Origin of the sequence: Mycobacterium sp. AZCC_0083 (assembly GCF_014202335.1) — a bacterium.
Taxonomy (GTDB): domain Bacteria; phylum Actinomycetota; class Actinomycetes; order Mycobacteriales; family Mycobacteriaceae; genus Mycobacterium.
Genome location: NZ_JACHGP010000025.1, coordinates 12,876 through 26,610, shown reverse-complemented (window position 1 = coordinate 26,610; position 13,735 = coordinate 12,876). Strand labels below are relative to the sequence as shown.

General features: G+C 66.1%; 15 protein-coding genes and 1 tRNA gene. 4 read left to right on the top strand and 12 right to left on the bottom strand.

The genetic code is table 11. The annotated features are described in order from the left end of the window. Nucleotides 1-126: 126 nt before the first annotated feature. The 5 genes from HNP02_RS38580 to HNP02_RS38560 all read right to left on the bottom strand — a co-directional run bounded on the left by HNP02_RS38580 (nt 127) and on the right by HNP02_RS38560 (nt 3,158). On the bottom strand, nt 127-438 hold the full coding sequence (locus HNP02_RS38580) for a DUF3303 domain-containing protein (protein ID WP_184445938.1): 312 nt from the start codon (nt 436-438) through the stop codon (nt 127-129). 828 nt (nt 439-1,266) lie between these two features. Beyond that, nucleotides 1,267-1,479 carry a hypothetical protein gene (locus tag HNP02_RS38575; RefSeq protein WP_309241856.1) on the bottom strand — a complete coding sequence of 71 codons (213 nt, stop codon included), beginning with the start codon at nt 1,477-1,479 and terminating at the stop codon, nt 1,267-1,269. Nucleotides 1,480-1,878: 399 nt separating this feature from the next. Next, nucleotides 1,879-2,283, bottom strand: coding sequence for an HNH endonuclease (locus tag HNP02_RS38570; protein WP_184445937.1), 405 nt, complete (start codon nt 2,281-2,283; stop codon nt 1,879-1,881). A 43-nt stretch (nt 2,284-2,326) separates the two neighbouring features. Beyond that, nucleotides 2,327-2,401: transfer RNA gene (locus HNP02_RS38565), tRNA-Thr, on the bottom strand. Between the two features lie 28 nt (nt 2,402-2,429). Further along, nucleotides 2,430-3,158 (bottom strand): hypothetical protein, encoded by a 729-nt coding sequence (locus tag HNP02_RS38560; protein WP_184445936.1) that lies wholly within the window; start codon nt 3,156-3,158, stop codon nt 2,430-2,432. Between the two features lie 126 nt (nt 3,159-3,284). Between HNP02_RS38560 and HNP02_RS38555 the strand changes: the two genes are divergently transcribed. Next, nucleotides 3,285-4,007 (top strand): response regulator transcription factor, encoded by a 723-nt coding sequence (locus tag HNP02_RS38555; RefSeq protein ID WP_184445935.1) that lies wholly within the window; start codon nt 3,285-3,287, stop codon nt 4,005-4,007. A gap of 20 nt (nt 4,008-4,027) precedes the next feature. Beyond that, the gene (locus HNP02_RS38550) at nt 4,028-5,461 is read left to right on the top strand and encodes a cell wall metabolism sensor histidine kinase WalK (RefSeq protein ID WP_184445934.1); all 1,434 of its coding nucleotides are present in this window, start codon (nt 4,028-4,030) and stop codon (nt 5,459-5,461) included. Here the strand turns inward: HNP02_RS38550 and HNP02_RS38545 are convergent. Continuing rightward, complete coding sequence (locus HNP02_RS38545; protein WP_184445933.1) at nt 5,458-5,862, bottom strand: HIT family protein; 405 nt, start codon at nt 5,860-5,862, stop codon at nt 5,458-5,460. The genes HNP02_RS38550 and HNP02_RS38545 overlap by 4 nt on opposite strands. A 122-nt stretch (nt 5,863-5,984) precedes the next feature. Between HNP02_RS38545 and HNP02_RS38540 the strand changes: the two genes are divergently transcribed. Together HNP02_RS38540 and HNP02_RS38535 are read left to right on the top strand one after the other, a co-directional pair. Next, a complete protein-coding gene (locus tag HNP02_RS38540) occupies nt 5,985-7,190 on the top strand; it encodes a bifunctional glycosyltransferase family 2/GtrA family protein (RefSeq protein WP_255507463.1) in 1,206 nt (401 codons plus the stop codon). Further along, nucleotides 7,187-9,073, top strand: a complete 1,887-nt coding sequence (locus tag HNP02_RS38535) for a glycosyltransferase family 39 protein (RefSeq protein WP_184445931.1) — start codon at nt 7,187-7,189, stop codon at nt 9,071-9,073. Before HNP02_RS38540 ends, HNP02_RS38535 begins: the two co-directional genes overlap by 4 nt. On the opposite strand, the gene HNP02_RS38530 is transcribed toward HNP02_RS38535, so the two are convergent. From HNP02_RS38530 to HNP02_RS38505, 6 genes are all read right to left on the bottom strand, one after another. Next, nucleotides 9,033-9,911 carry an SDR family NAD(P)-dependent oxidoreductase gene (locus HNP02_RS38530; RefSeq protein ID WP_255507462.1) on the bottom strand — a complete coding sequence of 293 codons (879 nt, stop codon included), beginning with the start codon at nt 9,909-9,911 and terminating at the stop codon, nt 9,033-9,035. The two genes, HNP02_RS38535 and HNP02_RS38530, sit on opposite strands and share 41 nt — an antisense overlap. 11 nt (nt 9,912-9,922) lie before the next feature. After that, entirely contained in the window at nt 9,923-10,354 is a 432-nt protein-coding gene (locus HNP02_RS38525; RefSeq protein ID WP_184445930.1) for a nuclear transport factor 2 family protein, read from the bottom strand. 9 nt (nt 10,355-10,363) lie between these two features. After that, on the bottom strand, nt 10,364-11,491 hold the full coding sequence (locus HNP02_RS38520; protein ID WP_184445929.1) for an NDMA-dependent alcohol dehydrogenase: 1,128 nt from the start codon (nt 11,489-11,491) through the stop codon (nt 10,364-10,366). A gap of 93 nt (nt 11,492-11,584) precedes the next feature. Continuing rightward, nucleotides 11,585-12,130 carry a nuclear transport factor 2 family protein gene (locus HNP02_RS38515; protein WP_184445928.1) on the bottom strand — a complete coding sequence of 182 codons (546 nt, stop codon included), beginning with the start codon at nt 12,128-12,130 and terminating at the stop codon, nt 11,585-11,587. Between the two features lie 32 nt (nt 12,131-12,162). Further along, nucleotides 12,163-12,366 carry a ferredoxin gene (locus tag HNP02_RS38510; protein ID WP_184445927.1) on the bottom strand — a complete coding sequence of 68 codons (204 nt, stop codon included), beginning with the start codon at nt 12,364-12,366 and terminating at the stop codon, nt 12,163-12,165. A gap of 18 nt (nt 12,367-12,384) precedes the next feature. Further along, on the bottom strand, nt 12,385-13,734 hold the full coding sequence (locus HNP02_RS38505; RefSeq protein ID WP_375373761.1) for a cytochrome P450: 1,350 nt from the start codon (nt 13,732-13,734) through the stop codon (nt 12,385-12,387). Nucleotide 13,735 lies beyond the last annotated feature (1 nt).

Sequence of the window (13,735 nt, the reverse complement as noted above, 5' to 3'; positions counted from 1 at the left end):
GCGACGACGGGCAAGACCCGCGCAACATGCCCGGCGGACGAGCCGATGGACCGCTGGGTTGCCCACGTCGTCAGGACGTTAGAAGGGGCCGCGCACCGTGCGCGACCCCTTCAATTGAGTTCCGTTTCAGCTGATTGACTCCCTGAACTCCACGCCAGCCTGCGCCGATTGCGCCCAGTCGTTCATGTCGACGACTGGATAGATCTGGAACAGGTTGAACGGGGCGAACTTGCTAGTGCCGTCGAGCAACTCTGCCGGATCGTCGGTCTCCACCACGGCGAACCCTCCTTCGCCGTCGATCCGCCCGACGAATTGGTGGAACGTCGAGCCATCGGGTGGCTGCCACTTCGAGAACAGCTGCAAGGCGCGTTGCACGCCCGCTTCATTTTCCTTGCCAGAGCCGCCGAGACGGCTCGTCCAAGCCATGACGTACTTCATGTGTGCCTCCTATTGATGGGCCCCGAACGGGTTGTCATGCGGGGAGGGATCTCCCGGCATGGCTCGAACTCTCCTCGCAAGAGACGGCGCTCATGGCCGAACGACAAAAGGGTCCGCAGGCTGGTTCACACGGTGAAGATCTACGCGTCCCGCACCCGGATGGTGACCAGTGGGTAAATGATGGCGATGACACGCAATGTGGTGTCAACTGCAATTTGCACCGAGGTGCCGGTTGTTAGCAACGCTGATGACGTTGGAGCCAGCGCCTACCAGGCTCCGTACCGCAAACGGATTTTCATCCCGACGCCCAAGGCCTGCACGTGGGGCACCTCGACAGGCAAGGGGTCAGTCACGGCGTCGATCCACGCATCACGACCTGGACTCGAGAGCGCACCCATCAGTTGTTTGCCCGCCGCGGCGAAACAACGGCTGGGAATGCGGGCAAATTTGCCTCGGGTCGGGCGTTCGTGGCAGGCCATGACCGGCTGATGGCCACTGGAGACGGTCGTTTCCCAGAGGAGGCCTCGAACGGATTCTGCCTCTGGTGCCCGGGCATCCACGATGGCCGAGCACGTCTCCGCGTAAGGGGAACAGCCGAGTCCATTCTCAAAACGAGTAGTCGACTACGCATGCGTACCGCTGGTGATCACGTCATATTTGGACCACGTGGTCGTGAGCGGCCACCAAACGGACTCGGCCCCGCCACCAGGGGGGTAGGTGGCGGGGCCGAGTCCTTCGAGAGCGCCGGGCGACGCTCCCGATTTCCAACGTAGCCGAGTTTCCTGGCAGAACGCCGACAGCCATCGGATCCCAAGCGCGTGGTCGTTCTTAGCGGTGGTGGTAGAGCAGGGCACCCTCGTCGCCGCCGAAGGGCTGTTGGTTTTGGGCGGCTTCTTGCGACGCTTCCCCGGGAGTAGCGGTGATTTGCGCATTTCCCGGGCTCTGATTCACGGTAGCGTCGGCCGCGGCGATCGGTGCCAGGCCAATGGCTGCCGCGGAGGCGGCGAGAACCAGTGGTGCGACGATTCGCAGTTTCATCATTTCTTTCTCCTTGTTTGGATGACATCGCTTACAGCGAAGTCGGTCGAAAATCGGGTTTCCGCAGGCATGCTCGCGTCTACGGATACACGCGTGGCTCCAAAGGCTTTTCGTCCTCGCTATGTATCTCAAGACTGCTGGACGCGGGCACCGTTGTCGTCGGCGCTAGCCACCAAACCGCTTCAGGAGAATCGGCACTCCCGCATGGTGGCTAGCTGCAATGCTGAGCGCCACACCGTGGGTGAGGTCCGTTGGCTGACAAGGTGTTTCGGATCACAATGTGCGCTGATCGCCGGTGCGTCGACACATCGGCGACGACGGGCAAGACCCCGGCGCATGCCAGGGCGGACGAGCCGGCATGCGGTCGATTCGACACCCACGTCGTCAGGACGAAGAAGGCTGTCAGTACGACTGACCGTCGGCGTATCGCTGTCGGCGGTAGTGGCGCCCGTTGCCACGGTTCCGACTCTTGTACGTCGGCAGCTGCGAGTCACAGTTCGGACAGATCAGCCGCAAGTTTTCCCGTCCATTGTTCATCGGGTCGCCGTCGATGTGGTCCAACACGAATGCGAGGGGCAGGCTCAGCCACGCGTTCGCTCCGCCGCAGATCGCGCAGCAGCCCAACTGAGCGTCGGCGAGATACTCACGGATGTAGTGACCTTGGTGGCTATCGATCCGCGCCGTGCCCGATTCGAGCCAGCGCTTGGTACTGGTGTCTCGCCGCATCGAGGCCTGACAAGCGTTACTGCAGTAGATCTTCTGGCTGCGCTTCGACATTGCTGAACCGCAGCCGCGACATTGCCTCATGCTCCGAAGTTACGACCGGCTACCGACATCAGTCGTTGCCGAGTGGAGCCCCCTATCGGGATTGAACCGATGGCCTTCCGTTTACAAGACGGACGCTCTACCACTGAGCTAAGGGGGCGGGCCGAAACCGGCCTCATCGTATCGGCTCAGTCCTCGTGCTCGATGACCCGCTGTGAGGACACCGGCCGTGCGGACGGGCGGCGGCCGGGCCTGCGACCGGGGAACGGGAACCGATCGGCGATGTTGCTCAGCGGATTGACCACCGCGCTGAGGGTGCTGACGGCGTCGTACAACGCGTCGATCGTCGGCGTCAGCGCCTCCAGCCCAGGTGTCAGGCGGTTCAGCGTGTCGGCGACGTCGGCCAACTGCTCCAGCGGTCCATTCTGTGCGGTGAGCTTCTCGATCAACCCACCTTCGGCCAGAAGACGGTCGGCCAGGCCGTCCTCGGCGAGCAACCGCTCGACCAGCCCTTCCTCGTCGAGCAGTTGATCGACAAGGCCTCCAGGCTCGATGGCGCGCATCAGCCCGCCGTCCTCCTTGGTCAGCCGATCGAGGGCGCCGCCGGGTGCCGTCACCTTGTCGACGACCCCGCCTGGACGAAGCAGCCGGTCCAGCGGGCCGTCCGGGGCCAGCGCCCGGCCGAGTGGCTGGTCCTCGTCGATCAGGCGGGCGATGCGGTTGGCCCGCACGATGGCGTCGTCGATGCCGAGCATGTGCGCTACCGCCGTCGATCCTTGCCCTCCACTGGTATCTCCCAGCGAGGACCTCGCCATTCCCAGCGCACCCGTGGCCACGGACAATCCGGCATCGGCGGCGGCCAACCAGAGGCGCGCGGGGCCGAGGGCCAGGTCGACCAGTGTTTTGCCAAGATTCATCCCGTCAGTCTATGACGGCGGTCACAGCTGGCCCGCCCCGTGGCTTAACGCCCCCGAAACCAACTCACAGGAAGCTCACAGCGCTCGTGCAGTTCTAATGCAAGCAAATGGGTGGACTCTAGTTCCATGGCCATGGCTGCTGCTATCCCCGAGTCCACCCCCGAAGCGCGTGTCCTCGTCGTCGACGATGAAACCAACATCGTGGAACTGCTCTCGGTGAGCCTGAAGTTCCAGGGCTTCGAGGTGCACACCGCGTCCAGCGGTCCCGCTGCGCTGGACAAGGCGCGCGAGATTCGTCCCGACGCCGTCATCCTCGACGTGATGATGCCCGGCATGGACGGTTTCGGGGTGCTGCGCCGCCTGCGCGCCGACGGCATCGACTCGCCGGCCCTGTTCCTGACCGCGCGCGACACCCTGCAGGACAAGATCGCCGGGTTGACCCTCGGCGGCGACGACTACGTCACCAAGCCATTCAGCCTCGAAGAGGTAGTGGCCCGGCTGCGGGTCATCCTGCGGCGGTCCGGCCGCGGCGTCGAAGAGCCCCGCACGGCGAAGTTGGCGTTCGCCGACATCGAACTCGACGAGGACACCCACGAGGTGTGGAAGGCAGGCGAGCCCGTTTCGCTGTCGCCCACCGAGTTCACCCTGCTGCGGTACTTCATCATCAACGCGGGCACGGTGCTGTCCAAGCCGAAGATCCTCGACCACGTCTGGCGCTACGACTTCGGCGGCGACGTGAACGTCGTCGAGTCCTACGTGTCCTACCTGCGGCGCAAGATCGACACAGGTGAGAAGCGTCTGCTGCACACGTTGCGCGGAGTTGGGTACGTTCTGCGCGAACCGCGCTAGTTTTCGCCAACAATGGAGGGATGGCAGCACTGGGCGGACGCGGCGTACCCCTTCGGGTCGGGCTGGTAGCCGCCACCCTGCTTCTGGTGGCGTGCGGGTTGCTCGCATCGGGTATCGCCGTCACCTCGATCATCCGGCACAGCCTGATCAGCCGGGTGGACCAGACGCTGCTTGACGCGTCCCGGGGCTGGGCGCAGGCCCCGCGACGGACGCCGAGCGCCCCCGTCGAAGGCCCCAATCCGGCCCGCCCACCCTCGAACTTCTACGTGCGTGGCATCGACCCCGACGGTCGCGTGTGGATGGCGGTCAACGACCGCAAGGCCGAACCGGCGTTGCCCGACGACAACGACGTCGGCCCGGTCCCGGTGACCGTCGGCTCGATCGACCACTCCGACGTGCAGTGGCGGGCGATGACGGTGCGCGGCCTGCGGGGCGAGCTCACCACCGTGGCGATCGACCTGTCCGACGTGTCGTCGACGGTGCGCGCGCTGACCTGGTCGCAAGTCGGGCTCGGTGCGGCGGTGCTGTTGGTGTTGGGCATCGCCGGATACGCCGTCGTGCACCGCAGCCTGAGGCCGCTCGTCGAAGTGGAGCAGACCGCCGCCGCGATCGCGGCAGGTGAGCTCGACCGCCGCATCCCGCAACGCGATCCGCGCACCGAGGTGGGCCGATTGTCGTTGGCGCTCAACGGAATGCTCGCCCAGATCCAACGTGCCGTTGCGTCGTCGGAGGAGTCGGCCGAGCAGGCGCGAACCTCCGAGGACCGGATGCGCCGCTTCATCACCGACGCCAGCCACGAACTGCGTACACCGTTGACCACCATCCGCGGTTTTGCCGAGCTGTACCGCCAAGGGGCGGCGCGCGACGTCGAGTTGTTGATGAACCGCATCGAAAGCGAGTCGTGGCGGATGGGTCTGCTCGTCGAGGACCTGCTGCTGTTGGCGCGCCTCGACGCGCAGCGCCCACTGGAGCGCAACCGCGTCGACTTGTTGGCACTGGCCAGCGACGCCGTGCACGACGCCAGGTCGGTGGCGCCTGCGCGCGACATCAACATGGAGGTGTTCGACGGGCCGGGCACCCCTGAGGTGCTCGGCGACGAGGCCAGGCTTCGGCAGGTGCTGAGCAACCTGGTCTCCAACGCGTTGCAACACACGCCGGAGTCGGCGGGCATCTCGGTGCGCGTCGGCACCGACGTCGACAACGCGGTGCTCGAGGTCTGCGATGAGGGGCCAGGAATGACCGGTGAGGACGCCCGCCGGGTGTTCGAGCGGTTCTATCGCACCGACTCGTCGCGGGCACGGTCCAGCGGTGGAACCGGTCTCGGGCTGTCGATCGTGGACTCGCTGGTGTACGCACACGGCGGCACGGTCAGCGTCACCACCGCGCCGGGGAAGGGCTGCAGGTTCACCGTCAAGATGCCGCGCATCGCCGACGTGGCGGTTTCGGTCGGCTAGCCCAGTTCGGCGAGGGCCGCCTTGATCTTGGCCTGCGCCTCGTCGAGGGACTCGGGCGTCGGGTTGCGATCGACGTTCGCGAAGCCGAAGTCGGTCAGGTTGTAGGCCGGGAAGACGTGGACGTGCAGGTGCGGCACCTCGAGCCCGGCGATGATCAGCCCGGAACGCTCGGCGCCGAACGCCTTGCAGACCGCCTTGCCGATCTTCTGCGACACCGCCATCACGTGACCGAAAGCCGCCGAGTCGACGTCCTGCCAGTTGTCGATCTCGGCGCGCGGCACCACTAGCGTGTGGCCGTGCGTCATCGGCTCGATGGTGAGGAACGCGACCACGTCGTCGTCCTCGTAGACGAATCGGCCCGGCAGGTCCCCGTTGATGATCATGGTGAAGACGGACGGCATGCCTCGAGCATGCCATCCGGGCGGCGCTGCCAGTAAGTTCCCAGCCAGGGGTCAGATCGGTGGCAGCTTGCTCGGCGACGGTTGACGCCATGACCGACCTGGCAGGGCCCAGTGCGGCCGAGATGGATGCGCGCCCAGCGGCGAAGCGCGCCGCGGCCCGCGACTACGTCCTGGACATCGTCATCCCGGTGTTCGACGAGGAACGCGACCTGCCGGCCAGCGTCCGGCGTCTGCACCACTTCCTGGCCACCGAGGTGCCCTATCCAGCCCGGATCACGGTGGCCGACAACGCCAGCACCGACGGCACCCTCGCGGTGGCGCGACAGCTCGCGCGCGAACTGCCCGACGTCGACGTGATCCACCTCGACGCCAAGGGGCGCGGCGGCGCATTGCAAGAGGCGTGGATGTCGTCGACGGCGACCGTCGTGGCGTACATGGACGTCGACATGTCCACCGACTTGACCGCGCTGATGCCGTTGGTGGCACCCTTGATCTCGGGGCACTCCGACGTGGCGATCGGGTCGCGGCTGTCGGCGTCGTCGCGCGTGGTCCGCGGCCCCAAGCGCGAATTCATCTCGCGCAGTTACAACTTGATCCTGCGCGGCGCACTCGGTGCGCGGTTCTCGGACGCGCAGTGCGGGTTCAAGGCGGTCCGCGCCGACGTAGCGCACCAGTTGCTGCCGTTGGTCGCCGACACCGGATGGTTCTTCGACACCGAACTCCTGGTCATCGCCGAGCGAGCCGGACTGCGGATCCACGAGGTGCCCGTCGACTGGGTCGACGACCCCGACTCCCGCGTTGACGTTCTGCACACCGCGATCAACGACCTCAAGGGATGCTGGCGGGTCGGCAGGGCCCTTGCCACCGGGGCGCTGCCCGTGCGCGAGCTGCAGGTGAGCCTCGGCCGCGAACCGTTGATCCCCGGAGTACCCCACGGCATGGTCGGACAGTTGTTGCGGTTCGGCATCGTCGGCATCGCAAGCACGTTGGCCTACGCGCTGCTGTACCTGATGCTGCACTCGACGATGGGTGCGCAAGCGGCAAACCTGACGGCGTTGCTGATCACGGCCATCGCCAACACCGCAGCCAACCGGGCGTTCACGTTCGGCATCCGCGGCCGCGGTGGTGTCGCGCGCCATCAGATGCACGGTCTCGCCGTGTTCGCGTTCGGCCTGGCCATCACCAGCGGGTCGCTGTACGTGCTGCACCGTTTCGACCCCACGGTCGGCAAGGTCGTGGAATTGTCGATCCTGGTCGTCGCCAACCTGGTCGCCACCCTGGTCCGGTTCGTCGCGTTGCGGCGGGTGTTCGGAGTACACCGCATGTGAGTCGGAGTCGCTGGTCGCTCACCGCGCTGCTGATTGGCAGCGCGGTGTTGTATATGTGGGACCTCGGTGCGCAGGGCTGGGCCAACGCGTTCTATTCGGCTGCCGCTCAGGCGGGTTCGCAATCGTGGAAGGCATTCCTGTTCGGATCGTCGGACGCGGCGAACTCCATCACGGTGGACAAGCCACCGATGTCGCTGTGGCCCATGGCGTTGTCGGTGCGGGTGTTCGGCCTCAACCCGTGGAGCATCCTGGTGCCGCAGGCGCTTGCCGGCGTGGCGACCGTGGCGCTGGTGTGGGATACCGTGCGCCGCAGGTTCGGCGACATGGCCGCTCTGATCGCAGGTCTGGTGTTCGCCCTCACGCCGGTGGTCGTCGCGATCTTCCGGCACAACAATCCCGACGCGCTGTTGGTGCTGCTACTGGTGGCCGCGCTGTGGGCGGCGCTGCGGGCCGTCGACGACGGACGCACGCGCTGGCTGGTGCTGTGCGGCGTGTTGGTCGGCTGCGGCTATTTGACCAAGCAACTGGTGGTCGTGCTGATGCTGCCTGCGTTGTTCATCCCGTATCTGGTCGCGGGTCCGCCGTCCTTGCTGCGTCGGCTGTGGCAGGTCGCGCTCGCCATCGCGGTCGCGGTCGCGGCGAGCGGCTGGTGGGTGGCGCTGGTGCAGCTGTGGCCCGCCGATGACCGGCCGTGGATCGGTGGCTCGCAACACAACTCGGAACTGGAATTGACGTTCGGCTACAACGGATTCGGTCGACTCAACGGCCACGAGGTCGGCGCCGTCGGCGTGCCGCTGGACACCTCCGCGCCGCTGGCGCATGGCCCCGAAGGACCGGGCTTCGGCAGGCTGTTCCAGGAGGGGCAGATCGGGCAGATCGCGTGGCTGCTGCCCGCCGCGACGGTGTTCCTCGTGGTGTTGCTGGTATGGCGGTGGCGCGCACCGCGCCGCGATGCCGAGCGGGCGTCGGTGCTGGCGTGGGGGTTGTGGCTGATCGCCGCCGCCGGGGTGCTGAGCTTCATGGCCGGGATCTTCCACGCCTACTACACGGTGATTCTCGGCCCACCTGTCGCGGCGCTGGTGGGGATCGGTGTCGCGGTGTGCTGGGAGCGCCGCGTGCAGGTGTGGGCGCAGGCGACCCTTGCTGCGGCAGGAGCCGCGACGGCGGCGACGGGATACGCCGTGTTGCACCATGTTCCGCACTACCAGCCGTGGCTGCGGTGGGTGCTGATCGCTGCTGCCGTCGTGCTTCTGGTGTGGCTGATGCGGGTGGACGCGGCATGGACGCGGCGGCGCGGCGTCCACGCCGTCGTGTGGGCGGCGCTCATCGTGTTGGGCCTGGCGGGTCCGCTGGCATATGCGGTGACCACGGTGTCCCTCGGTGCGTCCGGGGCAATGCCTGCGGCTGGCCCGCCGTCGATCTTGGCCGCCGCCCACTCGGCAACTGCGGCCCTCAAGCGGGCCGAGTCCGGTGCGCCGCCGATCGTCGCGGGAGGGTGCAGTCTGCTGACGGCGGGCACGCCGCCCGCCGAAGTGGTCGCCCGCCTCGAGGTGGATGCCGATCGTTTCACCTGGGTCGCGGCGACGGTGGGCTCGACGTGCGCTGCGGGTTACCAACTGGCGACCGAGAAACCGGTCATGTCACTCGGCGGCTTCAACGGATCCGACCCGTCACCGACGCGAAAGCGGTTCGAGCAATTGGTCGCGGCACACGCCATCCACTACTTCATCGCGATGACGGGGGACCACCGCACCGACTACCGCTTTGGTCAGCATCTGCTCGACAGCGGCAAGATTCAGCAGTGGGTTCAGATGCGCTTCGCGCCGATCGTGATGGGCAGCGTCACGATCTACGACTTGACCGCGCCGCGGCCCTCGACGTGACGAGCCCGTCGAGCTCGTCGATCGACCACGGCGGCGAGTCGTGGTGATCCCGGTAGGCCACGATGCCAGGCGTCGCACGCTCGAATCGGCCCACGAAACCGCCTGCGGCGATGAAGATCTGGCCAGTGACGTCCTTGGCAAGGTCACTGACGAGATAGGCGTACGTGGGAGCGACGTACTCGGGCGGCGCGGCATCGAGCGCGCCCTGAGTGCTGACGTCGTCGAGCAGACCACGGCGATTCAGCTCACCGATGTGCTCTTCGTAGTCCGTACCGGTGGACAGCCGCGTCTTCGCGCCGGGGCACACCACGTTCGCCCGCACGCCCTGCGCCTTCAGCTCGGCGGCGATCGCCAGCGTCAGGCCGTTGACGCCACCCTTTCCTGCCGGGTATCCGGTGCCGCCGTAGTCGCCGAGGAACGCGAACGAGCTGGTGTTGACGATCGCGCCGCCGCCCCGTTCGATCAGCTTCGGCGCGGCCGCCCGGCACGTCTCGAACGCCGTGCCGAGGTGCGCGTCGAGCAGCTCGCGGAACTGCGCAGAGGTGACGTTCAGGATCGACGATCCGGCAGGCTCGGCGGTGCCTGCGCAGTTGATCAGAATGTCGATGCCGCCGAACTCGGCGACGCAGGACGCGATCAGCGCGTCGGCCGTCGCCGGGTCTGCGGGTGAACCCGCGAATCCCGTTGCGCTGCCCCCGATTCGTTCGACGGCCTCCGACACGGCGGTGCCATCGCGGCCGTTGACCACGACACCGGCGCCGAGGCTGGCCAACAGTTCGGCCACCGCAAGCCCGATGCCGCGCGAGCCGCCGACGACGACGGCCGCGCGGCCTGCCAGCGCGTCGCCCGTCAGCTCTGCTCTTCCTGGCCGAACTGCATCACGTCCAGGTTCCAGTAGCCGCGCATGTTGGCGATCAGCCCGGCGTCGTCGACGCGGTAGGTGAACACCCCGCGCACGGTGCTGGTGAAACCACCCTCGAACCTGCTGCGCAGCACCAGGATATGAGCGATCTCGTCGGGTGAGCTGGAGGGGAAGGTCTCCTCGCAGGTGATCCGGAGCTGGTTGGCCGAGATGTTCGCGTCGTAGAACGCGGCCATGGCCTCCTTGCCGCGCACGCCGGTGCCGTCGGGGTTGGTGACCGATGGGCCGATCGGATCCTCGACGACGACGTCGTCGGCCATCAACGCCAGCCAGCCCTCACGATCGTGGGCTTGCACGCAGCGCCAGGAGGCCTGCGATGCGGTGAGGGCGGGTGACTGCTGAGCGGTCTCCTGTGACACGGTCGGCCCCTAGCGGTCGGCGTCGGTGTAGCGGATGACGCCGCGGATGTTGCGGCCCTCGAGCATGTCGGTGTAGCCGTCGTTGATCTGCTCGAGCTTGTACTGCCTGGTGATCATGTCGTCGAGGTTGAGCTTGCCGGCCTTGTACATCGACAGCAGCTGGGGGATGTCGTAGTGCGGGTTGCCGCCGCCGAAGATGGTGCCCTGCAGGTTCTTCTGCATCAGGGTGAGCATCGCCAGGTTCAGCGTGACGTTGGTGTCCAGCATGCTGCCGATGGCCGTCAGCACGCAGGTGCCGCCCTTGGAGGTCAGGTTGACGTAGTTGTCGACGTCCTTGCCGTCCAGTTCACCGACGGTGACGATGACCTTCTTGGCCATGAGTCCCGCCGTCACCTCGGCGACACCCCCGAACGCGGTCTCGATGTCGGGATAGGTGTGGGTGGCTCCGAACTTCAGTGCAGCGTCGCGCTTCCACTCCACCGGTTCGATGACGAAGACGTTGCGGGCGCCCGCGGCGACCGCTCCCTGAAGGGCGGACATGCCGACGCCGCCGACACCGATCACCGCCACGTCGTCGCCGGGGCGGATGTCGGCGGTCCGGACGGCCGAGCCGTAGCCCGTCGTGACGCCGCAGCCGACCAGGCAGGCCACCTCGAAGGGGATCGACTTGTCGATCTTCACCACCGAGCTCTTGTGCACCACCATGTAGGGGCTGAACGTGCCGAGCAGCGTCATCGGGAAGACGGGCCGGCCGTTGGCGTGCACGCGGTGCGTGCCGTCGGAGACCGAGGTGCCGCTGAGCAGGAGTGCCCCGATGTCGCACAGGTTGCGCAGGCCGGCCTGACACGATGGGCACACGCCGCAGGACGGGATGAACGAGAGCACGACGTGATCGCCTGGTTCGAGTCCTTCGACGCCGGGGCCGACCTCGGTGACGATGCCCGCGCCCTCGTGGCCGCCGAGCACCGGGAAGCCCGCCATCGGGATGCCGCCGGTCACCAGATGGTGGTCGGAATGGCACATGCCCGCCGCTTCCATCTGGATCTTGACCTCGTCCTTGACCGGGTCGCCGATCTCGATCTCCTCGACCGACCACGGCTGGTTGAACTCCCAGATGAGAGCACCTTTTGTCTTCATCCGCACGTGCCTTCCACTAGAGCCGATGAGGCCAGACTAGAGTCATTAGTTAGATGCGTCACACGCGCCCCCAAGCAATCGCTTGGCCGGGTGTCACCAGATCGGAACGGGCGCCTTGCCGAGCGGGTAGTAGCCGGGCACCTTCCCGCCTGCGGTGGCCCGCTGGATGCGTTTCTGCATGCCGTCGGACAGATCGCCGGATCCGATGAGCTGGCCGAACATGTAGGCGACGTGCCCGAAGTCGAAGAAGTCGCGCTGCCACTCGATCAGCAGGTCACTGTTGAGCCGAAACCAGCTGCCGCCGATGCCGTAGATCTCGCCCTGGGTGCCGTCGGTCTTGTTGACGATCTGCTTCCAGAACCCGACCACCTCGCCCTGTTTGTCGTCGACGAGGACCTTCTGGTACTCGTAGACCCAGTTCTCCAGGCCTTCCATCTCCAAACCCAGTGCAACATCCCTTATTTCGTCCTTGCCGACACACATGACGTCTTCCTTCGGGCCGATGTTCCAGCCGTAGGTGGCGTCGTCGGTGTAGAAGTCGGCCAGCGGCTTCCAGTCGCCCTTCCGCTCGCATTCGCGGTTGGTTTCGAGCCATTGTTCGACCCACTTGTCGAGGTGTTCGCGGGGCAATGACGGCATTGGCTTCACCTTTCCTTACCATTCCTGGTTGTTCAGTCTTCGTCAACGATGGACAGTGCTTGCGTGGGACAGGCCCACACGGCTTGTTCGACCTCGGCGCGGTCGTCCTCGGACGGTCTGTCGTCGAGGATCTCGACCTTCCCGCGCTTGGGTACGGTGAAGTACTTCTCGGCCTCCAGTTCGCACATTGCGTGGCCCTGACACAGGTCGATGTCGACTTCGACTCGAAAGCCCATTCGTGAGTTCCTCGGCTTCTACGCGTTGCGCTTGCGGTAGCGGACCTTCGCGGGTCGGTCCAACTGAACGACCATCTTGGAGTGGTCGTTGCGGTAGGTGTCCGCCGGCTGCGCCATCTCGAACTCGTACTCGCGCAACAGAACCGAGAAGATCGCCTTGATCTGCATGGTCGCGAACGCCGCACCGACACAGCGGTGGCGTCCGGCACCGAACGGAATCCAGGTCCACCGGTTGGCGACGTCGGCCTGCTCGGGCTTGTCGTAGCGGTCCGGGATGAACGCGTCGGGATCGGGGAAGTCCTCGGGAATCCTGTTGCTGACCGCGGGGGAGGCGGCGACGAAGTCGCCGTTGCGGATCGGGAAGCCCTGCACCTCGAAATCACCCTTGGCGACCCGCATCAAGATGATCAGCGGTGGATGCAGGCGCAGCGTCTCCTTGACCACGTTGTCGAGTTTCGGAATCTGGCGCAGCGCATGGAAACTCACCTCCTGACCGTCGGCGTAGAGCTCCTCGAGCTCGCTCAGCACCTCGGCGTAGACCTCCGAGTGGCGGATCAGCTCGATGAGTGTCCACGAAGAGGTCCCGGAGCTGGTGTGGTGCCCGGCGAACATCAACGAGATGAACATGCCCGTGACTTCGTCGGCGGAGAACCGCGGCGTGCCGTCCTCGTCCTTGATGGAGACCAGCACGTCGAGCATGTCGCGGTCGGCCTTGTCCTTCGGCGGATTCGCCAGCCGAGCGTCCATGATCTCCTGCACCAGCGCCACGAGTTTCACCCGCGCCTCGTCGCGGCGCCGGAAGCTCTCGATCGGCAGATACGGATCGACGTAGCACAGTGGATCGGTGCCGCGTTCGAGTTCGTGGTAGTAGCTCGCGAATCGGGCGTCGAGTTGTTCGCGGAACTTGAGCCCGATCAGACATGCGGTGGAGGTGTAGATGGTCAGCTCGGAGAAGAAGTCGAGCAGCTCGATCTCGCCTTCGTCGCCCCAATCGGCGATCATCTTCTTGACTTCGCCCTCGATGGTGGCGGCGTGGCCCTTCATCTGTTCCCCGCGCAGTGCGGAGTTGTGCAGCATCTCCTTGCGCCGCTCGGGACTGGCGTCGAACACCACGCCCTTGCCGAAGATCGGCGTCATGAACGGGTAGGCCTCGGCCTGATCGAGATCCTCGTCGGCCGAACGGAAGAAGAACTCATTGGCCTCGGTGCCGGACAGGAACACGACGTGCTTGTCGACCAGCTGGAACCAGCCGACGTCACCACACTCGTCGCGAACGCGGTTCATCAAACCGATTGGGTCGGTGCGGAATTCCTCGAGGTGCCCGTGCTCCTCCTCCCCGCCGGAGACCCGCTGCACTTCCTTCGTGATC